Source organism: Paraburkholderia sp. EG304, from assembly GCF_046543485.1.
In the GTDB taxonomy this organism is placed as follows: domain Bacteria; phylum Pseudomonadota; class Gammaproteobacteria; order Burkholderiales; family Burkholderiaceae; genus Paraburkholderia; species Paraburkholderia youngii.
Map to the genome: position 1 here is coordinate 1 of NZ_JBKGUA010000005.1, position 25232 is coordinate 25232.

Below are 25232 nucleotides of genomic sequence, written 5' to 3' on the forward strand. Positions count from 1 at the left end.
CTGCATCGAGCAGGAAGGTAAGGTGGTCGCTCAGCATCGCGACCAAAGTTAACAGCTTGCCGTTCTGTTTACAACTCCAACCCTAAAAACAAAAATGCCGTTCAGGTCTTAACTGAACGGCATTACCCCGAGGTGGGGCGTTGTGCTTGTTGCGGGCCGCTCAAACTGGCGCTTCCGCCAGCGCTCTCAGCCGCGCGGAGCGCATCAGACCTTCGATCATTTTCGCTTCCGCGCTCGCCAGCTCGCTCAGCGACGCGGCCGACAACTGTCCGTCGAAAATCGCGAGCGCCGCGCACAGACTTGCATAGTCGTCGTCTTCGAGCGACCAGCGGCCGGTCTCGCGCTCGCGCACATCGAGCCGCACCATCGCCGCATGCGCGCTTTCGATGTCCGCGCGCGCGTCGGCGCCCAGTCCGGCGCGCGTCAGTTCCTGCGACACCAGCAGATGCCGGCTCAGCGTTGTGTGCAGCGTGCGTGCGCCGTGGCCGCGGCGGAATGCATCGAGCGCGGCGTAGGACTGCAACAGCATGGTCTGCGTGACCGGCGCGTGTGCGGTGCGGCTCTGCGTCAGGGAACGCAACAACGGGGACATGGCCGTGCGGCCGGGCTTGCGAACTCGCGATTTGCTGGACATCGATTCAACCTCCTTCTTTCGGCAGCGCGCCCGGACTTCGGCACGCGACGGCGGCAAACGCCGCGCTCAAACGTCCGACGCATTTCGCGCCCGACAGTTCACGCTCTGCGACGCGCCGGTTCTTCGAACGTTTCGAAGAACGCACTGTCCCCATATCGGTTCGAAGCGGCCGGAAACAAGAAGCGATGTTGCGACGAAAAAAAAGCCCTGTTCCGCGAAGAAACAGGGCCGACAGGATGGAACAGTCCAGCAGGCGCGTGGAGTGCCTGCAAACCTATAACCACCTAACCTGCAAAGCTATTGCCTACGTGTACTGCAACGGCAATTTCTACCGCTCGACAGCAAGTTTCAAACTGTCGGTTCAATCCACTTCCAAATACCACTGCATGTGGGCCGGTCCTCGTTATTTCCTACCACTGGCCGCTACCCCATTTGCTTCGCGCGCGTTCTCGATGCATTGCGCGCTTTGTATTGCGTCAACTGCGAACTGCGAACTGCGAACTGCGAACTGCAGACTACTTCATCAACGGTACGGTTCAAATCCGACACGAGGGGAAATCGCATCGATGGAGTTCGGTGATTTGTCGCTCCATGGAAAAGAGTGTAGGCGCGCACCCGCGAATGCAATTGCGCGAAGCGAGGGGCTTTGGCGGCTTAATTTGGCGAATCGATGTAACAGCGGAGTTTCCGGCCCGCCGCGCCACGCACGTCAACCGCGTGTAGAGAAATCGTCGATCGTCAGCAAGACCTTCTCACCGGGACGCGCGAGCATTTTTCGTTCAGCGATCGCGGTAATGCGTTGGCGCCCGTCCGCGAACGTCTTCAGAATGCGCGCCTCACCCGCGCCGCGTTGAAGCCAGAAGTGCTGTTCGAGCGCCTCGCATGTGACCGCGCATTCAAGGTCTCGTCCCCGCGACGAAAGCTGGAAAATCACCGCTCGTCCATCTGCCGAGACGCTGGGTACCGCCTCGATCATCGTCATAGCCCACCTCGCAACGTTGATTACGACGTTCGCCGTATGACGCGAACGTCCCCGGGAAAATCATCTGACGCTCACCGCATCGGGAGGCCCCGTTTTGTCTGTTCGCACGTTGGTGCGGATAGCGCGTCCGCGATGAAGGCAGACATCAGAGCAAAGCGCATGCCATCCAACGCCGATAGCGACACAGGCCCTCGCGTCACCGGCAACGATGACCCGCATCGCAAAGTGGGAAGACCGCAACCTGGCCGTGGTAAAAAAGCGCAGCGGACGCGACAATCGACGACAATTCTTACTCGCGCCTCGCACGATCATCGCGTGCGCGATTGCGAGCCACGACCTTGCCGACATGTCCGCCCAACTGCCCGACCAACGATCCGGGTTGACCTTGCGCCCCGCGCAACCCGACGACGAACCCTTCCTGCTCGAACTGCGCAAGGCGACGATGACCGAACACCTGGCGCGCGCCGGCGAGCCGACCGACGAAGACGCCCATCGCGCGCGCCTGCGGCATCGCTACGACGCCGCGCAGGTGATCTGCATCGACGGCGCGCCCGCGGGCCTGTTGAAGGCGCATCGCAACGACGACGAATGGTGCGTCGCGCAGTTGCAGATCGCGCCGGCGCTACAAGGCCGCGGTATCGGCGAGCAGGTGCTGCGCACGATCCTGCGCGCCGCCGCGGCCGAAGCGCTGCCGGTCAGCTTGCAGGTGCTCAAGGGCAATCCCGCCAAACGGCTGTACGATCGTCTTGGCTTCGAGATCGTCGGCGAGGATCAGATACAGTTTCACATGCGCGTTGCAGCGCGCGCGCCGGCGGAAAACGAAGCAGAATGAATGTCGGATAAAGACTGATACGGAACGAGCCTGGCAATGAACTCTGATATGACTTTTCGCGATGCTTCAGCCATACAAAGCTGGCACGCGCACATCTATTTCGACGCGGCGAGCCGCGACGCCGCCTGGGCGTTTCGCGAGCAGATCGATGCGCATTGGGGCGACAAACTGCAGATCGGGCGCTTCCACGAACGGCCGGTCGGCCCGCATCCGATGTGGTCGTATCAGCTCGCGTTCGCGCACCAGCAGTTCGCCGACGTGGTCAGCTGGCTCACGCTCAATCACGGCTCGCTCGATGTCTTTCTGCATCCGAATACCGGCGACGCGTTGCGCGATCATCGCGACGCCGCCGTGTGGATCGGGCACTCGCACGAACTCGTGCTAAAGGCGCTGCTGTAGCAGCCGCGGACGATGCGCCGGCGTGCGTGCTCACATATTCGTGTACGCGCTGCACCAGCCGCGCGACGCGACCTGTTTGGCGCCGAACAGCGTGCAGCCGCCGTACTCATCCGACGCCTTGCCCTGGAACAGCGAGCAGTTCGCGCACGATTGCCCGGCCGCGAAGTTCGGGAACCTGGCCTTGTCGACCTTCGACGCATCTTCGGTATAGCCGACCTTCTGCGCCTGCGGATCGCTCTCGCTCAGCGCATTGGGAACGGTCGCGGCGAACGCGACGCGAGACAGCGCGAGCGACGAGCCGACGCCCGCGCTGACCAACAGGAAATGGCGGCGCGATGTTTTCATTTTCGTTTGCCTCTGGGTGGGGACTGAGGTCTGCGATCAATCGAGAAAACGCGTGAAGCGCTCGACCGGCTCGCGCTCGGGGCGCAGCGTATTGACCAGCGCATTGGGGTCGGCGAGTCCGAGCGACATGCCGCACACGAACTGCTCGTTCTCGGGCAGACCGAGATGTTCGGCAATCAGCCGATGAAACCGCATGAACGCGGCCTGCGGACAGGTGTCGAGGCCGCGTCCGCGCGCGGCCGTCATGATCGCCTGCAGGAACATGCCGTAGTCGAGCCAGCTGCCGCGCTCGAGGCTGCGATCGATCGTGAACAGCAGGCCGACGGGTGCATCGAAGAAACGGAAGTTGCGCGAGTGCTGTTCGTGCATGCGCGCCTTGTCGCCCTTCTCGATGCCGAGCAGGCCGTACATATCCCAGCCGATCTTGCGGCGCCGGTCGACGTACGGCGACTGCCATTGGCGCGGGTAGTACGCGTACTCCTCCTGGTACAGCTCGTCGCGCTGCGGATCGTCGTAGGCCGCGAGCAGATCGCGCGAAAGACGCGCGAGCGATTCGCCCGTCAGCACGTACACCTTCCACGGCTGCGTGTTGGTGCCCGACGGCGCGTAGCTGGCGGCTTCGAGAATGGCTTCGATGTCGGCGCGCTGCACCGGTGTCGGCAGAAAGGCGCGCACCGCGCGTCGCGTGGTCAGCGCGGTGTCGACGGGGTTCGCGGGAGAGGTCATCGGCGGATGGCGGCAAAGCCAGCGAAGTAGGTCTGCGACGATTCTAGCGCGTACCGCTCCGAGCCTGCCCGCCAGCGCGCAGGCTTCGTCCAGGACGTTGCGCTGCGCCTTACATCGTCCCCAACGCCACCGCCGCCGCAATCGAACCCGCCACGAGCACGAGCCCCACCGTCTTGCGCTTGTTCAACTCGGTCCACAACAGCACGCCCGTCAGCGACAGCAGGATCAGACTGCCCGCGAGCGTATCGATCAGCAGCACCCAGCCGACGCTCAAGCCCACGCCTTTGTGCATGTTCGTCAGCATCGCGAGAAAGGTATTCGCGCTGCGCTTGACCGTCACGGTGTTATTGCCGACCCAGTATTCGGCCGAGGTATTTTCTTTCGGCGACGCGAAATTCAGCTGCCAGTGCTCGGGCTGCACGACGCTGCGATCGCCCCACGCCACCGGATGCTCGGGTTCTTTCTGCACACGCCCCGGATTGCCGGCGATCTTCAGTTCCTGCTTGAGCCACTTCGCGAGTTCGCGCGGCGTTTCCGGTGCCGGTTGCGGCAGCGGCACCTGCATCACCGACACCTGCGGCTCGCCGGTCGACACGCGCAGCGGACCGCCGCGATGGTTCAGGAAAAAGCCCGTCGTGCCGAACAGCAGACCGAGCGCCGCGCCCCACAGTCCGACCCAGCCATGCACCTGGCGCAGCCACTTGATGAAAGTCGCGCGGCGCGAGCGCCGCTGGCGCGCTCTCAGTTCTTCGCCGTCGAGCCGGCGCAGTTCGTGCGCGCCATGTTGGCCGGCCGCCGGCGGTTCAACGTCGAGGGTGTCGGATTCGCTCACGTTTCGCTCCAGGTACGCAGCAGATTGTGATAACAACCGACGAGGCTGCGTCGCGCAGCGTCGTCGGCATGGGTGGCGTTGAGCCGTTGAATCGCGGTGTCCATGTCGAACAGCAGCGCGCGATGCGTGTCGCTGCGCACGAGGCTTTGCACCCAGAAGAAGCTCGCCACGCGTGCGCCGCGCGTGACGGGCGTCACCTGATGCAGACTCGTCGCCGGATAAACGATCATGTCGCCGGCCGGCAGCTTGACCTGCTGCACGCCGTAGGTGTCTTCGATCACGAGTTCGCCGCCGTCGTATTCGTCGGGTGCGCTAAGAAACAGCGTCACCGACACGTCGGTGCGCAGCTTCACGCCGTTCGGCAGCACGCGCACCGCGCCGTCGACGTGGCTGCCGAACTGCATGCCGCCCTCGTAGCGGTTGAACAGAGGCGGATACACCTGGTTCGGCAGCACCGCGCTGATGAACAGTGGATTGCGCTCGATCGCCGCGACAATCACGTCGCCGAGTTCGCGCGCGATCGCTGAGTGCTCGGCGATCTGCTGATTGCGCTTGACCGGCGCGCCCTGATAGCCCGCGGTCGCGCGGCCATCCACCCACGCGTCGCCGGCTCGATCGAGCCGCTCGCGCACGAAGCGCAATTGTTCGGCGTCCAGTACCTTCGGAATGTGCAGCAGCATAGTGTGTCCTTCGAGTCGGCTTGCCGTTTGCAAAGCGGCAAGCCCAACGGATGAGTTCAGCGTGTCGCCAACGCTCCCATCAGAAGCGGTAATCGAACGTCGCGAGCAGCGTGCGGCCGATGCCCGGCACGGAACGTCCGCCGTCCGACGGAATCAACGCGTCGTAGTAGTACTTGTTGGTCAGGTTCAGCAGGTTCAGGCGCACGTCGTACTTCTTCGCGTGATAGGCCGCGGTCGCGTCCCAACGCGTGTAGCCCGGCACCTTCACGAAGTTCGTATTCGATGCATAACGCGACGACATATAGATCGGGCCGACGCCGATTTCCCAGTGCGGCGTGATCGCGTACGTGGTCCAGAACGTCAGCGTGTTGCGCGGCGTGTTGGCCGGCGTGTGACCCTGCGTGCCGTCGGCCGCTTTCAGGATCTTCGCGTCCATGTACGTGTAGCCGCCGAAAATCTGCCACTTGTCGGTGATGTGTCCGGTCACGCTGGCCTGGAAGCCATCGACGCGAATGTCGCCGGCCAACTCGTATTCGGTCGGCGAGACCTGGGTGCGCGCGTTGTCCTTCTCTTCGCGGAACAATGCCGACGTCAGCGAGATGTTGCCGCCGAACAGATCCCACTTGCCGCCGACTTCATACGACTTCGTCGATTCAGGCGCGAGGTTCTGCGTGAGATTCGTGACCGTCAGGTTTTCGAGCGACGGGTTGAACGACGTGCCGTACGACACGTAGTACGACTGCCAGTCGGTCGGCTGATAGATGACGCCCGTGCGCACGCTCGTGAAGTAGTTGGTCTGGCTCGCGAAAGCTGGCGCGTTGACGGTGTTGTGAATCTCAGCCGAGAAACGATCCCAGCGCACACCGCCGATCAGCTTCCAGTGCGGCGTCAGCGTGATCGTGTCGTTCAGGTAGGCGGCGATTTCGTTCGCGCTCGAATCGGCGTAGTTGCCGACCGTCGTCGTCACGTTCGACGGCGTGCCGATGATCGGCGGATTGAGCATCGGCACGATCGGCAGGTTGTTGCGCGTGTACGCCTGGTTCGTATAGCTGTCGTGGCCCACTTCGACACCGGCGATCACGTCGTGCTTGATCGGCCCGGTGTCGAATTTGTATTCGACCATCGTGTCGTTGTAGATCGCGTGATTCTGGATCACGCGGTCATGACTCTGCAGCTTGATGAACAGGGCCGACGGCGGCAGCGTCGTGAAGTTGCCGTTGTTCAGCGCAGTGCTCGACGACAGCGGCCCGGTCAGCACCGCTTGCGGCGCGGTTTCGCGCGCGTCGGTCATCGAATGCGATATCTGTGTCTGGTTCGTCAGCGTCAGGTCGTTGGAGAACTTGTGCTTGATGGCCCCGGTGAAGATCTGCACGTTCTGGATCGTGCGGTCGCTGGTCAAACCGTAGAACGTGTTTTTCGGCACCGGCGACGGGCGGCCGTTCAGCGCCTGGATGCCGTAGTCGGGCATGTCGTTGTTGCGCTGGATCAGCGCCGACAGCGTGATCTCGGTCGGTGTGCCGATACCGAAGCGCAGCTCCGGCGCGACGCCGAAGTCCTTGTTCTTCATCACGTCGCGCGTCGAGCCGAGGCTCTGGCCGAACGCGTTCAGGCGGATCGCCGAGGTGTCGGTGAGCTTGTGGTTCACGTCGACGGTGGAGCGGTAGCGGTCGTTGGTGCCGATCATGCCGGAGACTTCCGCCGAGTCCGTCAGGTTCGCCTTCTTGCTGACCTGGTTGATCACGCCGCCTGTCGAGCCGCGGCCGAACAGCATCGACGACGGACCATATAGCACTTCGAGCGCTTCGAGGTCGAACGTGTCGCGGTAGTACTGGTTGCGGTCGCGGAAGCCGTCCAGATAGATGTCGTTCTGCGCGGTGAAGCCGCGCAGGTTGATGTTGTTGCCGATCTGGCCGCCCTCGGCCGCGCCGATCGTCACGCCGGGTGCGTTGCGCAGCGCGTCCGTAAACGACGTCGCGCCCTGCGAAGCGAGCAGGCTGCGATTGATCACGGTGACGGTCTGCGGAATGTCGCGCAGCGCGGTCGGGGTCTTCGCGCCGACGGTCGCGCGCTCGGCCTGAAAGTCCTGCTGGACGGCCTGAGCCTGCACGCCGATGGTCGGCAGCGTCGGCGCGTCCGTAGCGGGTGCGTTGTTCTGTGCGTTGCTTTGTACGTTCTGCGGCGCGCTGGAGGCGGCCGGTTGCGACGCGCTTTGCGGTGCGCTTTGCGCGAGCGCAGGCGTCGCATAGGGAACGGCAAAAGCGAGCGCTAGCGCTGTCGCCAGCGGCGTGTGATTGAGCATGGAAATCCCGTCAGAAATGCGCTCTGTCGAATTCGCATCAATGACGTCGAATTCATGACAAAACCGCAAATGGCTGGCTGCCGCTCTCCGTTGTGTGAGGGGGAGATGACGGGATCGCTGGCTAGGTTTAAATGAGAATCGCTATCATTTCATACACAGAGGAAGGCATCAATCGCGGCGTGCATTACTTCGCGGAAAGGATTTGTTTCTATTTTTTCTATCGAAAGCTATCTGTAAAAACATGAAGGGTGGTCGACCGGCTTTATTACTACTTGTAATTCTTTGCTTGCAAAAGGCTTATCAGTGGCGCGCTCAAGAGTCCATTTATCATTCCGCGATTTCTTTCATTTAAATAACGTCGCATCGCGGCGGTCGCGCGCATCGAATCGCGAGTCCGTTTATCCTTTTTACAACACCGCATATAACATTAAGGCCCCACCCTTCCGGCAAACGCTTTCGTCCCCTCTGGAGTCGACTTCATGCAATATCGCCAATTCGGCCGCACCGGCCTGACCGTTTCGCGCCTGTGTCTCGGCACCATGACTTTCGGCCTGCAAACCGAAGAAGCCGCATCGCACCGCATCCTCGACACGGCCGCGGACGCGGGCGTCAATTTCATCGATACCGCGAACGTCTACCCGCTCGGCGCGGGCGAAGACCTGGCCGGACGCACCGAAGAAATCGTCGGACGCTGGCTGAAGGGCAAGCGCGAGCGCTTCATCGTCGCGACCAAGGCGGTCGGCAAGATGGGGCCCGCCGCGTGGGATCAGGGCGCGTCGCGCAAACACCTGCTCGATGCGATCGATGCGTCCTTGCAGCGCCTCGGCACTGACTACGTCGACCTGTACCAGCTCCATTCCGACGACGCGAAAACCCCGCTCGACGAGACGCTCGAAGCACTCGATACGATCGTGCGCTCGGGCAAGGCGCGCTATATCGGCGTGTCGAATTTTCTTGCGTATCGGCTCGCGCGAGCTTTGGGACGCGCGGACGTGCTGCGCGTCGCGCGCTTCGTGTCGGTCCAGCCGCGCTACAACCTGCTATTTCGTCAGATCGAGCGTGAGCTGCTGCCGCTGGCCGCCGAGGAGCAGCTAGCCGTGATGCCGTATAACCCGCTTGCGGGCGGACTGCTGACGGGCAAACATCGGCTCGACGCGACGCCCGCCGAAGGGCGCTTCACAGAAAGCGTCGGCAAGGCTGGCGCGATGTATCAAGAGCGCTACTGGCACGAGCGCGAGTTCGACACGATCGAGAGACTGAAGGCGATCGCTGCGCCGACCGGCGAGTCGTTGGCGAAGATATCGCTTGCGTGGGTACTCGCGAATCCGCTGATTACGTCGGCGATCATTGGTGCGAGTCGCGCGGAGCAGTTGAACGATACGCTCGCGGCGGCCGAGTTGACGCTCGACGACGCCATCAAGACCCAGCTCGATGAAGCGAGCGTGCAGTATCGCTGGGGAGACGCGGCGCGCTAAGCGCCCTTCGGCAGATCACGCGCGGTACGTGTTTGCCCGCGCGACTTCATCGTCCATAGCGCAGCACGGTGCTCGTCGCGGCGAGCACGTGATCCTTGATCGCGGCGAGGAACGCGTCGCGCGTCAAGCCGGCCGGCAATGCGTCGGGCGGCAGATCGAGCGCATAGACCTGCGCGACGTAGTGGTGCGGCACATCGCCGACTGGCGGACACGGCCCGTAATAGCCGGGGCCGCCGGTGCGATTCGTGCCGGCGACGCTGCCCGCCGGCGCGGCTTCGCCCTCGGCGAGTCCGGTCGTACCCGGTGCGATGCCATACACGATCCAGTGCACGATGCCGAGGCCTTTCGCGCCGTCGGGATCGAAGATCGTCACCGCGAAGCTCTTTGCGCCGGCCGGCGCGTTATGCCATTGCAATGCGGGCGACACGTTGCCGCCGCCGCAGTTGTTCGCGCTCGCCGCGTGGCTCACGTTGAGCGTGCCGCCGTCCGCCAGTCCTGGTGACGACACTGCGAAGGCCGGTGCCGCGTAGGCATCCGCGCTCGTGCAAGCGAGCAGCGCGCACGCGACAGCGGAGAGGAGGCGCCGCGCGATGTCCAGTTGAATACGAGTCATGGAGAGTCTCTGGGTTTGGGAAGGTTACTGAGGGCCTTGGAAGGAGCGTGGCAGCGCTGAGAAGCCCATCAAGCAGCAACCGCCCACCCCCTCACTTCGGCTTGAACCGCCCCGTCTTCTCCGTGGCCTCCGGAAACTGCCGCGTCTCGCGCACCGACAGCGGATGCCACAACTTCGCACCGCCCTCTATCCCCGCGTCGTTCGATACGGTCGCCACGTTCGCCGGCAGCTTGAACTTGATGCGCGCTGCGTTACCGCCGCCGATCCACAGCTTGTCGTAATTGACCAGTGACTCGAGAATGCCGACCACCTTCTCGACACGCCGGTTCCAACGCTTGTTGCCGACCTGCTCGCGCGCGGCCTCGCCGATGTATTCGTCGTACGCGACACCCTTCTTGCTGACCGGATGATGCGCGAGCTCCAGATGCGGCATCAGCTCGCCATCGCGAAACATTGCGGTGCCGGCGCCGGTGCCGAGCGTCAGCACGAATTCGAGGCCGTGGCCTTCGATCGCCGCGAAGCCCTGCATCTCGGCGTCGTTGATCATCCGCACCGGCAGACCGCCCAGGCGCCGCGCGAGCGAATCCGCGAGCGCGATGTCGTGCCATCCTTCGATGCCGAAGTGCGGCGCGGTCAGAATGCGGTTATCGCGCACGACACCCGGAAAGCCGATCGAGATACAAACAGGCTGCACCTGCTCGATGAGCGGAGCCACGAGCTGCACGAGCGCGTCAACCAGTTGATCCGGCGTGCACGGATGCGGCGTCGCAACGCGCACACGCTCGGTTTTCATTTGGCCGTTGGCGTCGATGATCGCGGCCTTCAGGCCGGTGCCGCCGACGTCGATCGCGAGGATGTGCTCGCTGCCGCTCTTCGGCGCGTTTCGTTTCACTGCGTTCTTGTTGCGTGTCGCCACGATGTCTCCCGGTTGTGGTGAGGCGGTTGTGATGCGTTTCTGCGGGTTCGTTCAAAGCTGCCGCTACGACTTGCCACTAGGCGCTTTCTGCTGCAACGGCCGCCACGCGTGGCCATCGCGCGCGAGTAGCGCGTCGGCTTCGGCCGGCCCGTCGCTGCCTGCGGCGTAACCGTGCACCGGCAGAGCACCGCCGCTCTTCGGATGCAGCACGTCGTCGACCGCACACCAGGCCGTCTCGATGCCATCGGCGCGCTGGAACAACGTTGCGTCGCCGAGCATGCAGTCGTATAGCAGTGTCTCGTATCCGACGTTCGCGCGCTCATCGAAGAAGTCGCCATAGTTGAACGACGATTGCACCGCACCGATCTGCATCACCGGGCCCGGCGCCTTCACATTGAAATCGAAACTCGAGCCGTGCTCGGGATCGATGCGCAACGTCAGCACGTTCGGCGTCAATGCGTTGACCGGCGTGTCGCGGAACAGGCGGAACGGCACCGGCTTCAACTGCACCGAAATTTCGGTGCGGCGCACTGAGAGCCGCTTGCCGGTACGCAGATAGAACGGCACGCCGGCCCAACGCCAGTTCTCGACGAACACGCGCGCCGCCGCGTAGGTTTCGGTCGTGCTGCCGGGCGCGACGTCGGGCTCCTCGCGATAGCCCACACCGGCGGGCCCTGTTTCGTACTGGCCGAATACGACGTCGTCGGGCTTCAGCGGCTGGATCGCGTCGAACAGCTCGACCTTCTTGTCGCGCACGGCTTCGGCGTCGAACGAATTCGGCGGCTCCATCGCAACGATGCCGAGCAGTTGGAACAGATGGTTCGGCACCATGTCGCGAAACGCGCCGGTCTGCTCGTAGAACCGACCGCGCCCCTCGACGCCGATCGTTTCCGCCGCCGTGATCTGCACGCAGTCGATGTACTCGCGCCGCCAGACCGGCTCGAACATCGCATTCGCGAAGCGCACCGCGAGAATGCTCTGCACGGTGTCCTTGCCGAGAAAATGGTCGATGCGGTACACCTGCGATTCCTTCGCATACGACAGGATGTGCGCGTTCAGATCGCGCGCCGATGCGAGATCAGTGCCGAACGGCTTCTCGATCACGAGACGCCGAAAGCCGCCGTTCGCACCGTCGCCTTCCTTCAGCAGACCGGCTTTGCCGAGCCGCTCGGCGATCGGTTTGAAAAAACGCGCACCGACCGCGAGGTAAAAAACCACGTTGCCGACTTTCGACTGATCGAGCTTCTGTTTCAGCTTCGCGAACGTATCGTCGGATTCGAACTCGCCCGCCATGTATTCGAGGCGCTGCGCGACCCAGTTCCACGCGTTGTCGTCGAGCTTGCCGGCGTGGAAGGTGCTGGCCTTGTCGGCGGCGAATTTCTGCAGCGACGTATGCAGTTCGTCGCACCATTCGCGCGTTTCGCGCTCGCCGTGATTGACGCCGATGATCTTCATGCTGTCGTCGAGCAGGCCATCGACAGAGAGGTTGTAGAGCGCCGGCATCAACAGACGTTTGGTCAGATCGCCGCCCGCGCCGAAGATCACGAGCGTGCACGGCGGTGCGGGCTTCTTGCCGGCCGGCGACGACAGCGTGTCGTATCGGTTCGAGCTGAGCTTGCAGCTCAAGGCGGGCGCTGCGTTGGTCTGATCGGAAGAGGCGGAAGAGTTCGGTGTAGTCGACATGGGATTCACCTGGAACCTGGTAGGCCGATGGAACGAGCGTGGCGATACATGAAAGACCACGGGCGCTGCCGCACAGTTCAATCGCCTTCGCGCGCGAGCGCGCGGCGTGCTTACTTCGACGTCGCGGCCGCGAGCGACGGCACCGGTTCTTTCACCGGAATCGGCGCGGGCGCCGGCGCCGGTTCCCCGGCAAGCGGCACGTTGCCCGACGCCGCCATCGCGCGCGGCTGCAACAGCAACGCGACGAGCCCGGTCCAGCCGGTCTGATGCGAAGCGCCGACGCCACGGCCGTTGTCGCCATGAAAATACTCGTGGAACAGGATCAGATCCTGCGAACGCGGGTCCGCCTGCAACAGCGGATACGCGCCCATCACCGGCCGCTCGCCGTTCTTGTCCTTCAGGAACAGCGTGGTCGCGCGGCGCGCGAGTTCGTCGCCGATTTCGCTCAACGAGAACTTCTGGCCCGACCCGGTCGGATACTCGACGCGGAAATCATCGCCGTAATAGCGATGAAACTCGTACAGCGATTCGATCAGCAGATAGTTGACCGGCATCCACACCGGCCCGCGCCAGTTCGAATTGCCGCCGAACACACGGGTATCGGATTCGGCCGGCAGGTACTTCACGCAGAAGCTGTTGCCGTTGTGCTGGAACACGAACGGATGCTCGCGATGGCAACGCGACAACGCCCGCACGCCGTGATCGGAAAGAAATTCGCTTTCGTCGAGCGCTCGCCGTAACAACGCCTTCATCCGATGCCCGCGCAACAACGAAAGCAGCAGCGCGTTGCCCTTGCCGGGTTCGTTCCAGCGCGACACCAGCTTCGCGAGATCGGGCCGATGCTCGAGAAACCATACGAGGCGCTCGCGCAAGCCCGGCAAGCCGCCATGCAAACGCTCTTCGAGCACATGCACGGCGAACAGCGGTATCAGTCCGACGATCGAGCGAACGCGCATCGGCATGTTGCTGCCGTCGGGCAAGCGCAGCTTGTCGTAGAAGAATTCGTCCGCGCTGTCCCACAGACCCGTGTCGCAGCCGTCGTCGCAACTGACCGCTTCCGCGATGTACAGGAAGTGCTCGAAGAACTTCACGCCGATGTCGACGAACACGTGATTCGCGTAGGCGAGTTCGAGCGCGATCCGCATCAGGTCGAGCGCATACGCGGCCATCCACGCGGTGCCGTCGGCCTGGTCGATGTGGCCGCCGGTCGGCAGCGGCGACGAGCGGTCGAAGATGCCGACGTTGTCGAGCCCGAGAAAGCCGCCCTGGAAAATATTGTGGCCGTCGGCGTCCTTGCGATTCACCCACCACGAGAAATTCAACAGCAGCTTGTGAAACACGAGCTCCAGAAAATCGCGGTCCGCCTTGCCGGTCAGCGCGCGATCGATCTCGTACACGCGCCATGCGGCCCACGCATGCACGGGCGGGTTCGCGTCGCTGAGCGCCCATTCGTAAGCGGGCAACTGGCCGTTCGGGTGTTGATAGCGGTCCTTCACGAGCAGCAGCAATTGCTTCTTCGCGAACGCCGGATCGATCAGCGCGAACGCGGCGGCATGAAACGCGAGGTCCCATGACGCGTACCACGGGTATTCCCACTTGTCCGGCATCGACACGATGTCCGCGTTGCACAGATGTCGCCAGTCCCTGTTGCGGCCCTGCTTGCGCGCGGCGGGCGGGCTCGGCTGCAGCGGATCGCCGTCGAGCCAGCGCTGCACGTCGTACTGGTAGTACTGCTTCGACCACAGCATGCCGGCGAGCGCCTGGCGTTGCACGAGGCGCGCATCGGGGTCGGTGATCTCGTGCTGCAACGCGCCATAGAATTCGTCGGCCTCGGCGAGGCGGCGCGCGATCAACGCGTCGGCATCGAATGGCGCTTCATCGGTCGCCGATTGCGGGTGCCAGCGCAGATACACCACCGCGCGTGCATGCGGCCCGAGTTCCAGCTGCGCATGCGCGGCGGCCTTCGTGCCTGCGTCACGACGGATCGCGTTCGCGTCGCCGTGCACGAGGTAGTCGTTGAAGCCGTCCTTGAACGGGCCCGCGCCGTCCATGCCGAACAGCCGCTTCACGTTGGTGTCGTTCTCGCAGAACAGCCACGCGAGTTGCGGCGCGTCCTTCGACCACGCGGTCACGACGATCGGCTCATGCACATGGTGATGGCCAAGCAGACGCACCGCGCCGTCGTGGTCGGTGCCGGCGACGAGCTTCGGCTTGTCCTTGTTCTCCTTCCACGACCACGAGTTGCGCGCCCAGATCTGCGGCAGCACGTCGAGCGAGCCCGCCTCGTCCGCGCGATTTTCGATCGTCACGCGCATCACGATGTCGTCGGGCGTGTGCTTCGCGTATTCGACCTGCACGTCGAAATAGCGCAGATCGTCGAACACGCCGGTATCGAGCACTTCGTACTCCGGCATGTCGCCGCCGCGGCGCGCGTTTTCGTCGATCAGGTCCTGATACGGATAGGCCGCATGCGGGTACTTGTACAGCATGCGCATGTAGGAGTGCGTGGGCGTACCGTCCAGATAGAAGTACAGCTCCTTCACGTCCTCGCCGTGATTGCCCTGCGCGTTGGTCAGGCCGAACAGGCGCTCCTTGATGATCGGGTCCTTGCGGTTCCACAGCGCGAGCGATACGCACCAGCTGAGCCGGTCGTCGCCGAATCCGGCGATGCCGTCTTCGCCCCAGCGGTAGGCGCGGCTGCGCGCATGGTCGTGCGGAAACGAGTCCCAGGCGGTGCCGTCCGCGCTGTAGTCCTCGCGCACCGTGCCCCACTGGCGCTCGCTCAGATACGGCCCCCAGCGCTGCCAGTGGCCGCATTCGGGCGAGTGCAGCCGGGAACCTTCGAGCGTGGCAAGCAGATTGGCAGCGCGCAGCGGTGGCATGAGAACGTCCTTGCAACAAGCCTGGCGGTAGGACCCAACATCGTAGCGCGGTTTACGCCCCGTCGCGCTCGAATCGGGCAAGCAGACTTTCGACGCGCAGCATTTCTCCGAGCGACCAGGCCTGGAACGGCGTGCCGGCGGGCGCGTGCGGCGCATCGCCGTCGGCGATCTCGGACAGGTGGTCGAGCCCTGCGTGATCGAGATGCTGGTACAGCGGCGCGAGAAAACGCGTCCTCGCCTGCGCGAGATTCGTGGCGCTTGTGCCATTCACTCGCAGCCACGCTTCGACGAACGGGCCGATCAGCCATACCCACACGGTGCCCTGATGATAGGCGCCGTCGCGTTCGAGCTGCGCGCCGCGGTAGTGGCCGCGATAGGCCGGATCGGACGGCGCAAGCGAGCGCAGGCCGAGCGGCGTCAGCAATTGCGCTTCGACCTGCGCCACGACCGCGCGCGCCGCCGCGCCTTCGAGCAGCGGAAACGGCAGGCCACCGATCGCGAAGATCTGGTTCGGCCGGACCGAGCGATCGACCGTACCCGGCACATGATCGACGTCGACGCTATCGAACAGCGTCTGCGTGGCCGGATCGACGAAGCGCCCGTGAAATGCGAGCGTCGCGCGCTCCGCAGCCTGCCGCCACTGCGGGTTCCATGCCGACGCGATTCGCAGCGCATTGATCCATAGCGCCTGCACTTCGACCGGCTTGCCGATGCGCGGCGTGACGACCCAGTCGCCGACTTTCGCATCCATCCACGTCAGTTGCACGCCGGGGATGCCGGCGCGCAGCAGACCGTCGTCGGGACAGCAGGCGATGTTAAAGCGGGTGCCGTTCGTGTAGCCGGTCAGGATCGCTTCGGCGGCTTGCTGCAGATGCGCGCGCGTCTGCGCGCTTGCATGGGGCGCAGCCAGATAGTCGTGGACCGCGACGATGAACCATAGCGACGCATCGACCGAGTTGTATTCGGGCGCGTCGCCATAGTCGGGGAAGCGGTTCGGCAGCATGCCGTCGGACAGCGTGCCCGACCATTCGAGCAGGATCGCTTCGGCCTCGTCGAGACGGTTCGATGCGATCAGCAGGCCGCGCATCGCGATGAAGGTGTCGCGACCCCAGTCGGTGAACCACGGAAAGCCTGCGAGGATCGTGCGGCCTTCGTTGCGCGTGACGACGTAGGCGTCGGCCGACCGCTGCAGGCGCGAGCCGAGTGCGGTGCGGCGTTGTTGTTCGGTGTCGGCGAGCTCGGCGGCGTGGGCGGCGGCTTGCGGTTTGTCGTTGGAGCTTTGGGTGGCGGCCGTGCTCGCTGCACTCAGAATCATCACCGCTTCACCCTGTGCGAGATCGAAGCTGAACACGCCGGGCGCCGCGAGGTCTTCGCTGCAGTCGAGACCGCGCTCCTGCTCGCGCACGTAGCAGAAGTTGCGATACCACTCGGGCGCATGCGTATAGGTGCCGTTCGTCGCCGCCCGCACGACCGGCAGTCCGCCATACGGCTGCCAGCTCGCGAACGATTGATCGGCGCTGAGTAGCGCACCGAAGTCGAAGGCCGGATTCTCGTGATGCAACGCGTGATAATCGCGGCCCGACAACAGCGGTCTGACCTTCATCATCGGCGCATCGAGTCCGCCGCCTTCGAGCCGCCAGCGCAATACCGTTTCGCACGTCGCTTTGCTGACGAACACCTCGGCGATGATCGCAGTATGCGTATCGAGTCGAATGCGCCAGCTCGGCCACGGCGCGGTATCGAAACCGAGCAGCTTGCCGCGCAGATCCGGATAGATCACGTCAGGCCCATAGCGTTGCATGGTCACCGGGAAGCGCTCGCCGCCCGCCTCTACCCACGCCTCGATGCCGTTGACGAGCACCATGCGCCCGCCCGGCGCGCGCGTCGCGGCTAGCAGCAGCGCATGGTAGCGGCGCGTGCGCAACATACCGACCGTGCCCGACGCAAAGCCGCCGAAGCCGTCGGCTTCGAGCCATTCGTCTTCGAGTTGCGAGATGTCGATGGATGAATCGATGCGAGTCATTGAATCGTGCTCATACGCGAACCGGAATGCAGCAAACATAGCGCAGATGGCAGCGCCATGAACATCGATCTTCCCAATACTTTCCATTGTCTTTCGATCAACCGACGACTAGCTCGCACTGATCGGCGAGAGCAACGTGTCACCGACAACGAAATACCCCAACGTCGCGTCCACCCGCGCTATTCTTCCTTTACGCAGAAGGTGATATTCGATGACATCAACTAGTCGTCGCCGTTTCCTGCAAACCGTGGCTTCATCCGCGGGCGCCGCCGCCGCGATGAGCGCATTGCCCGAGTCGATCCGCAACGCGCTGGCAGTGCCCGCGTTTTCGCGCACGGGCACGATTCGCGACGTCGAGCACATCGTGGTGTTCATGCAGGAGAACCGCTCGTTCGACCACTACTTCGGTCATTTGCGCGGTGTGCGCGGCTACAACGACCGCTTCCCGATTCCGCTGCCGAGCGGTCTGCCGGTGTGGAATCAGCCTTCGAAGGAAGACCCGGCCAGGCCCATGCTGCCGTTCCATCTGAACACCGCGACGACGAGCGCGCAATGCGTCGGCGAACTCGATCACACGTGGCACAAGACCCAATCCGCGATCGACGGCGGCCGCTACGACCAGTGGCCCGCCAACAAGACCGGCATGACGATGGGCTACCACCTGCGTAGCGACATCCCATTCCACTACGCGCTCGCCGACGCATTCACGATTTGCGATGCGTACTACTGCTCGCTGCCGGGACCGACGCACCCGAACCGCGCGTATCTGATGACCGGCATGATCGACCCGACCGGCACGCTGGGCGGCCCGCTGCTCGACAACAACGATTGGGCGGACGGCGATCGTCCGCCGAATTATCAGTTGCTGTCGTGGACCACGTATCCGGAGCGTCTGCAGGCCGCGGGCATTTCATGGCAGATCTATCAGCAGGGCACGACGGCCTTCGATCCGCTGAACGGCAACTACGGCACCAACATCCTGCAGAACTTCACGAACTTCATCAACGCTCAGCCGGGTTCGCCGCTCCACGAGCGCGCGCAAACCGTGCGCACGGTCGACGACCTGAAAGCCGACGTGCTCGCGAACCGGCTGCCGCAGGTGTCGTGGCTGTGCGCGCCGGCTGCGTATTCGGAGCATCCGAACTTCACGCCCGCGTACGGCGCCGAATACACGACGCAGATTCTCGACGCGCTGACGTCGAACCCCGAGGTGTGGAGCAAGACCGTGCTCTTCGTCATGTACGACGAGAACGACGGCTTCTTCGATCACCTCGTGCCGCCGCAACCGCCGACGACGTCCGCACAAGGCAAGTCGACAGTGACGACCGACGGCGAGATCCACGACGTCGTCAATCCGCTGCGCGGCGGCAAATACACGGCCGACGGCTATCCGTACGGCCTCGGCCCGCGCGTGCCGATGACGATCGTGTCGCCGTGGACCAAGGGCGGCTTCGTGTGCTCGCAGGTGTTCGATCACACGTCGGTGATCCGCTTCATCGAAACGCGCTTCGGCGTGCATGAGCCGAACATCACGGCATGGCGTCGCGCGGTGTGCGGCGACCTGAGCACCGCGTTCGACTTCCGCACGCCGGATTCAAAGATGCCGACGCTGCCGGATACCAAAAGCTACCTGGACATGGCCGACAACCAGTGCAAGACGCAACCGAAGCCGACCGTGCCGACGACGCCGGCTCCGGTCGAAGCGCAAGAAGCGGGCATCCGCTTTGCGCGCGCGTTGCCGTACGAACTGCACGTGAACGGCGCGGCGAATGCGGACAGGAACACGTTTGAAATCACGATCGGCAACACCGGCGAGCAGGGCGCGCACTTCTACGTGTACGCGACGAATCGCACCGATGGTCCGTGGCGCTACACGGTCGAAGCGGGCAAGTCGCTCAGCGATACGTTCAACCTGAGCACGACGAACGGCGTGTATGCGTTCGACGTGTTCGGTCCGAACGGCTTCGTGCGCAAGTTCGCGGGGAACACGCAGGCGAGCACGCAGAATGTGCATAACAACTACAAGACGGCTCAGCCTGAAGTGACCGCGCGATACGACGTCGCGAATGGCAACGTGTTCCTGAGGTTCAGCAACGGCAGTCGTGGCATCGCGCATCTGACTGTGATCGACAACGCGTACGGCGCGCGGCCGCGCACCGTGGTCGTGCCGGCCAATGCGCGTATCGAAGAAGGCTGGGTGCTTGCGTCGAGCCATCACTGGTACGACCTGACGGTGACGAGCCGCGACGACGCAAGCTTCTCGCGCCGTTTTGCCGGTCACGTCGAGAACGGCCGGCCGAGTATCAGCGATCCGGCTGCGGTCGCTCCGGTGCTGACGGGGAGTTGAGATCAGCGCTCGCGGTGGGGGTTCGGCATCCTGTTTCCCCTACCAGGCGGACAGGATGCCGATGTCTTTCAGGCGTTCCTAAAGACCAACGTCCGGCAGCGTCGGACGCGTAGCGAGCGCCTTCGCGACGATGTCTTTGACTTCGGCGAGCGTGTCGCCTTGCAGCGCGAGGCGCGGCGGACGCGTAACGGCGCTGCCTCGGCCGAGCAGTTCCTCGCACAGCTTGATGCATTGCACGAGGTCGGGGCGCGCGTCGAGGTGCAACAGCGGCATGAACCAGCTGTACAGCGCCAACGCTTCATCGAAACGCTTCTGCGTGGCGAGGCGAAACAGCGTCTCGCCTTCCTTCGGGAACGCGTTCGACATCCCCGACACCCAACCTTCCGCACCCACCGCGATGCTTTCGACCACCACGTCGTCGAGGCCGGCGAACAGCACGAAGCGGTCGCCCACCGCGTTGCGCAGATCGATGAAGCGCCGCGTATCGCCCGAGGAATCCTTGAAGCAGACGATGTTCTCGCAGTCCTGCAGCGCGATCAGCACGTCCGGCGTCACGTCGTTCTTGTAGATGGGCGGGTTGTTGTAGATCATCACCGGCAGGTCGGTGCTGGTCGCGACCGAGCGGAAATGCGCGGCGGTTTCGTGCGGCTTCGCGGAATAGACAAGCGCCGGCATCACCATCACGCCGTCGACGCCGACACGCGCCGCTTCCCGCACCGTCTGCCGCGCGAACTCGGTCGTGAATTCGGCGACGCCCGCGACGACCGGCACCTTGCCGCCGGACGCGTCGCGCGCGGCCTCGATCACCTGCAACTTTTCCGACGTGCTCAGCGAAGTGTTTTCACCGACCGTGCCGCAGACCACCAGACCCGACACGCCATCCTTGACGAGATTGCTGACCACGCGGTGCGTCGCGTCGATGTCGAGCGAGAAATCCGGCTTGAACTGGGTGCTGACGGCGGGAAACACCCCGCTCCATTGGATAGCCTTGCTCACTTTGTCCGTCTCCTTCAAAAAGCCGGCCGCGCCGACTCACGTTGAGTATGACGACGAGTATCGGCCTTTGTCCGCAAGCGGGCTTGGGCTTTTTCGCGGCTGAAAGAGATTAAATCCGCACAATCGGCGAGACGCGGAATGGCCGCGTCGGGTCGCGCCATTCAACTTCACGGCAACGCTGCAGCGGCGCATGTGAGCGCCGTCGCGCGATGCGTCGACGCGGTCCTGGATGCCGAGTACGGCATAGCGGCACGCGATGCGTGTAACTCGTGCCGCCCGCGCGTAGGCGGTGCGACGAGGCACGCGCCTCCGTCAAACGATCAGGCGCCCAACAATACACCCGTTCTGATCGGCCGCGTGCCGGTCACGCGACCGAGCGGCGCACCGGCCGTCACGAAACGGATCGCGCGCCGCATATACAGCACCCCTTCGGTATGGCTCGCGATCGTGGTCGTCTCGTCGGTCAGCGGATCGACGATATCGAAGAGCGGCTGGCCGACGCGGATCGTGTCGCCGATCTTCGCGCGGTGCACGAGAATCCCGCTTACCGGCGCATAGAACTGCTCGCTGCCCGCGAGCGGCGTCGCCGGCGACAACAGCGGCGGCAACGGCTTGGCCTCACCGCGAATCGCACCGCGCCACACCAGATAGTCGACGAGCGCGTCGGCATCCTGCTGCGCGATTTCGTACGACACGTCGCGCTGGCCGCGGCATTCGACCGTCACCGCGATCGACCCGGTCGGCACCGGCTTACTCGCCGGCATCTGCTGCTGCAACGTCCACCACAGTAGGCTATGCGTTTCGTCGAACGCGCCGCCGCCCGAATCCGTCGCGAGCAACGAAGCCTCGGCGCCGAGGTAGCGCGACAGCGGCTCGAACTCGGCCCACGCTGCCTCGCTCGTGTACACATGCATCGCCGCTTCGAGCGAGCAATGCAGATCGATCACGACGTCCGCGTCGCACGACAGCTTCAGCAGCGCCAGTTGCAGCGAGTCGAATTCGGTCAGCGGCTTCTGTCGCGCAAGTTCGGCCGCGAGCAGTGCGCGCACGATGCGGCGGTTCTCGTTCGCGTCGGTACCCAGCACCTCCTTTGCATTCTCGACGAGCTTCGTGAACTGCACGAAATGCCGGTTGAAGTTCTTGCCGCTGCCGAGATCGAAGCGGCCGACGAACTGACCGAGCACGTATTGACTGAGCCCGACCGGATTCGACAGCGGCACGAGCACGATTTCCGCATTCAGCGCGCCGGCCTGTTCGAGCTCCAGCAAACGCCGTTTCAGCAGCACCGTGGTCAGCATCGACGGTGTTTCGTCGGCATGCAGCGACGCCTGGATGTAGATCTTCTGCGCGCTATTGGCCGGGCCGAAATGAAACGACACCAGCTCGCGGTGCGTGCCGATAGCCGGCGACAGAAGCGGAATCGATTGCCTGTTCATGAATGGAAAGCTGCGAAGATGAGTTGGAAATCCGCATCAGTTGCCGTACGGATCGAAGTCGAAGTACTTCTTCGCAATCCGCGCATAGGTGCCGTCCTCGCGCATCGACGCGATCGCCGCGTTGATCGATGCCTGCACCCCGGTTTCGTCTTTGCGTAAGCCGATGCCGACGCCGCGATCGCCCATCGAAAGCGGCTCGCCGACAAACGCGAAGCCCTTGCCCGCGGGCGTGCGCAGGAAGCCGTAATCGGCCTCGACGGTGCCGAGCAACGCACCGTCGAGCCGCCCGTTGCGCAGATCGGCGAACACCTCGTCCTGGCTCTTGTAGGCGACCACGTTCGCGCCGAGCGGCGTCCAGTTCTTTAGCGCGTAGCCCTCGAACTGCGTGCCCGACTGCACGCCGATCTGCTTGCCGGCAAGTCCGCTCGCCGTAGGCGCGAGCGCTGAGCCTTGCCGCGCGATCAGCCGCGACTTGAACTGGAACAGCTTCGACGAAAACAGAATCTGCTGCTCGCGCTTCTCGGTGATCGCCATCGACGACAGCACCGCGTCGATCTTGCGTGCCTGCAGCGCCGGGATCATGCCCGAAAACTCGAGTTCGACCCACTGGCAATGCGCGTGGATGCGCCGGCAAATCTCGTTGCCGAGATCGACGTCGAAGCCCTTCAGGCTGCCGTCGGGTGCCTTCGAGTCCATCGGCGGATAGGTCGGGTCGATGCCGAGGCGCAATGTGTTGGCGTCAGCGGCGAACGCGCCGTTGCTGAAAGCCAGCGCGGCGCAAAGAGTCATCAGCAGAGTTTTCATGGAAGGCGACGGGGAGCGGATCAGGACAGCGCGATCGTAAGCTGCCGCCGCGCCTCAAAGAAGTCTCGTTCGGACTATCATGATCACTTTTACCGATCACCGGACCCTGACGCCATGGCATTGACGATTTCGCAGTTGCGCGCGTTCACGGCGGTCGCCGAGCATGGCAGCATCCGCGCGGCGTCGCGCGCGCTCGGCATCGCCCAAAGCGGCATCACGCAGCAGTTGCAGAACCTCGAATCGATGCTCGGCGCAACGTTGTTCACGCGCACCAATCGCGGCATTGCGCTGACCGCGCTGGGCCAGCGGCTGCTGCAGCGGGCCGGCGCGATCCTCGGCGAATGCGAGCGGGCCGAGGAGGACGTGCGTCAGTTGCGCGGCGACTACGTGGGCGAGTTGACGTTCGGCATGACGACCGAGCCGCTCGTCGACGCGTTCGCGCCGGTGCTGATGGAATTTCGTGCACGCTTCGAGCGCGTCGCCGTGCATCTGCGCACGGGCACGTCGCGCATGATGATTTCGTGGATCCGCGAAGGCACGTTGGATTTCGCGGTCGCGCTCGTTTCGAAGCAGACCGATACCGCCGATCTGTCGGTCACGCCGCTCTATCCGTCCGACCCGGTGATCGTGTGCCGGCGTGGTCATCCGAAGGCGGGCGCGAAGTCGCTCGCCGAGCTCGTCGATTGCACGTGGGTGACGACGCGCTCGCCGAATCTGACCGAGGAGCCGCACGTCAACCGCCTGAGCCATCTGTTCGACAGCCACGGTTTGCCGCCGCCGAAGATCGTCGCGACCGTCGAGGGCTTATACGAGACGTTGCATCTGGTAGGCGCGACGGATTGCCTGTCGCTCGAATCGTCGGTCATCACGAAGCGCGGGCCGTTCGCGGACATGCTGACGACGATCCCGGTGCGCGAGCGCGCATTGCAGCAGAACGTGTGTCTGCTGCAACGCGCGGCGATTCCGCTGACGCCAGCCGCGCAGGAGTTCGCGACGATGATCGCGTCGTACACGCGCACGGTGCGGGCGCGTTGAGCTTTGAAGTTCAACCCGCCGTTTCTTCGAGCGCGATCAATTCTTCGATGCGCTGCCTGCGCCGGATCAGCCGCGCATTGCCGCGCTCGATCAGCACCTCGGGAGCAAGCGGCCGGCTGTTGTAGTTCGATGACATCGACGCGCCGTACGCGCCCGCATCGTGAAACACGAGCAGGTCGCCTACTTGAGGCGCGGGCATCGAGCGGCTCGTCACGACTCCGCCTTCCGCCTGCGTAAACACGTCGCCGGCCTCGCACAACGGCCCCGCCACGCTCAACCAGTCGACCGGCGCATCGCTCGGCGTGCCGTCGCGCCTAAGCACGCTGATCTCGTGATGGCTGCCGTAGAACGATGGCCGTACGAGGTCGTTGAAGCCCGCGTCGAGCAGCGCGAATTGCCGCGACGGCCGCCGGTTCAGCGCGTGCACTTCGGCGACCAGCCCCCCTGCCCGCGCGACCAGAAAGCGCCCGGGTTCGATTTCGAGCCGCACACGATGCCCAACGCGCCCTTCGATGCGCCGCCGCGCATCGTCCCACAGCCGGAAGTAATGCGCGGTATCGACGCTCGGCTCGCCGTCGCGATACGGCACCGACAAACCACCGCCCGCGGAAATCGCCTCGATATCCTCATCGAGTTCAGACACTGCATCGACCATCGCGTCGCAGACTTTCGCGAGATGCGCGTAGTCGACACCGGAGCCGATATGCATGTGCAGCCCGACGAGCTTCAGCCGATAGCGCCGCACCAGTTCGAGCGCGCGTGGCAGGTCGTCGCGCCAGATGCCGTGCTTGCTGTGCTCGCCGCCAGTGTTGGTCTTGCTGCTATGGCCGTGACCGAAGCCTGGGTTGATCCGCAGCCACACGCGATGGCCTTCGCTCGCATGCCGTCCGAGCCGGTCGAGCATGTCGAGCGAGCCGGCGTTGACCGTGATCCGCTCGTCGAGCACGGTGGCCAGCGTCGCATGGTCGAGCACGTCGGCGGTGAATACCACGCCTTCGGGTGCGTCGTGCGACGCAGGTCGAGCCGCAAACCCCGCCGCAAAACTGCGCGCCAGTTCGCCTACAGAGACTGCATCGACCATCACGCCTTCGTCGCGCATCAGCTTCAGGATGTGCACGTTCGAACAGGCCTTCTGCGCGTAACGGATCGTGTCGAAGCTGCGCAACTGCGCGATGCGCTGGCGGATCGTGTCGGCGTCGTACACCCATAGCGGCGTGCCGTGCTGGCGCGCGAGCCCGGCGAGTTGATGGGGGTTGAATGGCGTCATGGTCGGTTGCATGTCGAAGCTTTGTG

At 64.0% G+C, this 25232-nt stretch carries 21 protein-coding genes; 5 read left to right on the forward strand and 16 right to left on the reverse strand.

Features of this window, described 5'->3' with window-relative positions:
• Positions 1-160: 160 nt before the first annotated feature.
• Both ACLFKU_RS07720 and ACLFKU_RS07725 read right to left on the reverse strand, forming a co-directional pair.
• Positions 161-634: a hypothetical protein gene (locus ACLFKU_RS07720; RefSeq protein WP_368583373.1), complete on the reverse strand. Its 474-nt coding sequence runs from the start codon at positions 632-634 to the stop codon at positions 161-163.
• Positions 635-1343: 709 nt separating this feature from the next.
• Positions 1344-1616, reverse strand: coding sequence for a DUF1488 domain-containing protein (locus ACLFKU_RS07725; RefSeq protein WP_368583374.1), 273 nt, complete (start codon positions 1614-1616; stop codon positions 1344-1346).
• 346 nt (positions 1617-1962) lie between these two features.
• Here ACLFKU_RS07725 and ACLFKU_RS07730 point away from each other — a divergent pair, with 346 nt between their 5' ends.
• On the forward strand, positions 1963-2448 hold the full coding sequence (locus ACLFKU_RS07730) for a GNAT family N-acetyltransferase (protein WP_410848845.1): 486 nt from the start codon (positions 1963-1965) through the stop codon (positions 2446-2448).
• Positions 2449-2496: 48 nt separating this feature from the next.
• Positions 2497-2847: a DOPA 4,5-dioxygenase family protein gene (locus ACLFKU_RS07735; protein WP_368583515.1), complete on the forward strand. Its 351-nt coding sequence runs from the start codon at positions 2497-2499 to the stop codon at positions 2845-2847.
• 30 nt (positions 2848-2877) lie between these two features.
• Here the strand turns inward: ACLFKU_RS07735 and ACLFKU_RS07740 are convergent, their stop codons facing one another.
• The 5 genes from ACLFKU_RS07740 to ACLFKU_RS07760 form a co-directional block, all read right to left on the reverse strand.
• Complete coding sequence (locus ACLFKU_RS07740) at positions 2878-3192, reverse strand: high-potential iron-sulfur protein (protein WP_410848669.1); 315 nt, start codon at positions 3190-3192, stop codon at positions 2878-2880.
• A gap of 36 nt (positions 3193-3228) precedes the next feature.
• A complete protein-coding gene (locus tag ACLFKU_RS07745) occupies positions 3229-3918 on the reverse strand; it encodes a nitroreductase (RefSeq protein ID WP_410848670.1) in 690 nt (229 codons plus the stop codon).
• A gap of 109 nt (positions 3919-4027) precedes the next feature.
• Positions 4028-4750 (reverse strand): PepSY-associated TM helix domain-containing protein, encoded by a 723-nt coding sequence (locus tag ACLFKU_RS07750; RefSeq protein ID WP_410848671.1) that lies wholly within the window; start codon positions 4748-4750, stop codon positions 4028-4030.
• Positions 4747-5430, reverse strand: a complete 684-nt coding sequence (locus ACLFKU_RS07755; RefSeq protein WP_410848672.1) for a Fe2+-dependent dioxygenase — start codon at positions 5428-5430, stop codon at positions 4747-4749. Before ACLFKU_RS07755 ends, ACLFKU_RS07750 begins: the two co-directional genes overlap by 4 nt.
• Positions 5431-5509: 79 nt before the next feature.
• Positions 5510-7729: a TonB-dependent receptor gene (locus ACLFKU_RS07760; protein ID WP_410848673.1), complete on the reverse strand. Its 2220-nt coding sequence runs from the start codon at positions 7727-7729 to the stop codon at positions 5510-5512.
• Positions 7730-8208: 479 nt separating this feature from the next.
• Here ACLFKU_RS07760 and ACLFKU_RS07765 point away from each other — a divergent pair, with 479 nt between their 5' ends.
• Positions 8209-9204, forward strand: a complete 996-nt coding sequence (locus ACLFKU_RS07765) for an aldo/keto reductase (protein WP_410848674.1) — start codon at positions 8209-8211, stop codon at positions 9202-9204.
• Between the two features lie 46 nt (positions 9205-9250).
• On the opposite strand, the gene ACLFKU_RS07770 is transcribed toward ACLFKU_RS07765, so the two are convergent.
• The 5 genes from ACLFKU_RS07770 to ACLFKU_RS07790 form a co-directional block, all read right to left on the reverse strand.
• A complete protein-coding gene (locus tag ACLFKU_RS07770; RefSeq protein ID WP_410848675.1) occupies positions 9251-9817 on the reverse strand; it encodes a YbhB/YbcL family Raf kinase inhibitor-like protein in 567 nt (188 codons plus the stop codon).
• A gap of 91 nt (positions 9818-9908) precedes the next feature.
• Complete coding sequence (locus tag ACLFKU_RS07775) at positions 9909-10733, reverse strand: ROK family protein (protein WP_410848676.1); 825 nt, start codon at positions 10731-10733, stop codon at positions 9909-9911.
• A gap of 63 nt (positions 10734-10796) precedes the next feature.
• Positions 10797-12416, reverse strand: coding sequence for a glucose-6-phosphate dehydrogenase (gene zwf, locus ACLFKU_RS07780; protein ID WP_410848677.1), 1620 nt, complete (start codon positions 12414-12416; stop codon positions 10797-10799).
• Positions 12417-12526: 110 nt separating this feature from the next.
• Complete coding sequence (locus tag ACLFKU_RS07785; RefSeq protein ID WP_410848678.1) at positions 12527-15298, reverse strand: MGH1-like glycoside hydrolase domain-containing protein; 2772 nt, start codon at positions 15296-15298, stop codon at positions 12527-12529.
• A gap of 52 nt (positions 15299-15350) precedes the next feature.
• Entirely contained in the window at positions 15351-17321 is a 1971-nt protein-coding gene (locus ACLFKU_RS07790; RefSeq protein WP_410848679.1) for an amylo-alpha-1,6-glucosidase, read from the reverse strand.
• 211 nt (positions 17322-17532) lie between these two features.
• Here ACLFKU_RS07790 and ACLFKU_RS07795 point away from each other — a divergent pair, with 211 nt between their 5' ends.
• The gene (locus ACLFKU_RS07795) at positions 17533-19668 is read left to right on the forward strand and encodes a phosphocholine-specific phospholipase C (RefSeq protein WP_410848680.1); all 2136 of its coding nucleotides are present in this window, start codon (positions 17533-17535) and stop codon (positions 19666-19668) included.
• Positions 19669-19746: 78 nt separating this feature from the next.
• Here the strand turns inward: ACLFKU_RS07795 and ACLFKU_RS07800 are convergent, their stop codons facing one another.
• From ACLFKU_RS07800 to ACLFKU_RS07810, 3 genes are all read right to left on the reverse strand, one after another.
• Positions 19747-20664 (reverse strand): dihydrodipicolinate synthase family protein, encoded by a 918-nt coding sequence (locus ACLFKU_RS07800; protein WP_368583387.1) that lies wholly within the window; start codon positions 20662-20664, stop codon positions 19747-19749.
• A gap of 320 nt (positions 20665-20984) precedes the next feature.
• Positions 20985-22100, reverse strand: coding sequence for a succinylglutamate desuccinylase/aspartoacylase family protein (locus tag ACLFKU_RS07805; RefSeq protein WP_410848681.1), 1116 nt, complete (start codon positions 22098-22100; stop codon positions 20985-20987).
• A gap of 36 nt (positions 22101-22136) precedes the next feature.
• Positions 22137-22904, reverse strand: coding sequence for a transporter substrate-binding domain-containing protein (locus ACLFKU_RS07810; RefSeq protein ID WP_410848682.1), 768 nt, complete (start codon positions 22902-22904; stop codon positions 22137-22139).
• 114 nt (positions 22905-23018) lie between these two features.
• On the opposite strand from ACLFKU_RS07810, the gene ACLFKU_RS07815 reads away from it, so the two are divergent.
• Entirely contained in the window at positions 23019-23939 is a 921-nt protein-coding gene (locus ACLFKU_RS07815; protein ID WP_410848683.1) for a LysR substrate-binding domain-containing protein, read from the forward strand.
• A 10-nt stretch (positions 23940-23949) separates the two neighbouring features.
• Here ACLFKU_RS07815 and lysA read toward each other — a convergent pair whose 3' ends face one another.
• Positions 23950-25206 (reverse strand): diaminopimelate decarboxylase, encoded by a 1257-nt coding sequence (gene lysA / locus ACLFKU_RS07820; protein WP_410848684.1) that lies wholly within the window; start codon positions 25204-25206, stop codon positions 23950-23952.
• Between the last annotated feature and the right edge of the window lie 26 nt (positions 25207-25232).

Excerpts from the sequence above, each read along its gene's own strand:
- ACLFKU_RS07735 (WP_368583515.1), top strand. The coding sequence starts at position 2,497 with ATGACTTTTCGCGATGCTTCAGCCATACAAAGCTGGCACGCGCACATC.
- ACLFKU_RS07790 (WP_410848679.1), bottom strand. The coding sequence starts at position 17,321 with ATGACTCGCATCGATTCATCCATCGACATCTCGCAACTCGAAGACGAA.
- ACLFKU_RS07815 (WP_410848683.1), top strand. The coding sequence starts at position 23,019 with ATGGCATTGACGATTTCGCAGTTGCGCGCGTTCACGGCGGTCGCCGAG.
- ACLFKU_RS07740 (WP_410848669.1), bottom strand. The coding sequence starts at position 3,192 with ATGAAAACATCGCGCCGCCATTTCCTGTTGGTCAGCGCGGGCGTCGGC.
- ACLFKU_RS07810 (WP_410848682.1), bottom strand. The coding sequence starts at position 22,904 with ATGAAAACTCTGCTGATGACTCTTTGCGCCGCGCTGGCTTTCAGCAAC.
- ACLFKU_RS07755 (WP_410848672.1), bottom strand. The coding sequence starts at position 5,430 with ATGCTGCTGCACATTCCGAAGGTACTGGACGCCGAACAATTGCGCTTC.
- ACLFKU_RS07745 (WP_410848670.1), bottom strand. The coding sequence starts at position 3,918 with ATGACCTCTCCCGCGAACCCCGTCGACACCGCGCTGACCACGCGACGC.
- ACLFKU_RS07785 (WP_410848678.1), bottom strand. The coding sequence starts at position 15,298 with ATGCCACCGCTGCGCGCTGCCAATCTGCTTGCCACGCTCGAAGGTTCC.
- ACLFKU_RS07795 (WP_410848680.1), top strand. The coding sequence starts at position 17,533 with ATGACATCAACTAGTCGTCGCCGTTTCCTGCAAACCGTGGCTTCATCC.
- ACLFKU_RS07760 (WP_410848673.1), bottom strand. The coding sequence starts at position 7,729 with ATGCTCAATCACACGCCGCTGGCGACAGCGCTAGCGCTCGCTTTTGCC.
- ACLFKU_RS07765 (WP_410848674.1), top strand. The coding sequence starts at position 8,209 with ATGCAATATCGCCAATTCGGCCGCACCGGCCTGACCGTTTCGCGCCTG.
- ACLFKU_RS07770 (WP_410848675.1), bottom strand. The coding sequence starts at position 9,817 with ATGACTCGTATTCAACTGGACATCGCGCGGCGCCTCCTCTCCGCTGTC.
- zwf (WP_410848677.1), bottom strand. The coding sequence starts at position 12,416 with ATGTCGACTACACCGAACTCTTCCGCCTCTTCCGATCAGACCAACGCA.
- lysA (WP_410848684.1), bottom strand. The coding sequence starts at position 25,206 with ATGACGCCATTCAACCCCCATCAACTCGCCGGGCTCGCGCGCCAGCAC.
- ACLFKU_RS07725 (WP_368583374.1), bottom strand. The coding sequence starts at position 1,616 with ATGACGATGATCGAGGCGGTACCCAGCGTCTCGGCAGATGGACGAGCG.
- ACLFKU_RS07730 (WP_410848845.1), top strand. The coding sequence starts at position 1,963 with ATGTCCGCCCAACTGCCCGACCAACGATCCGGGTTGACCTTGCGCCCC.
- ACLFKU_RS07720 (WP_368583373.1), bottom strand. The coding sequence starts at position 634 with ATGTCCAGCAAATCGCGAGTTCGCAAGCCCGGCCGCACGGCCATGTCC.
- ACLFKU_RS07805 (WP_410848681.1), bottom strand. The coding sequence starts at position 22,100 with ATGAACAGGCAATCGATTCCGCTTCTGTCGCCGGCTATCGGCACGCAC.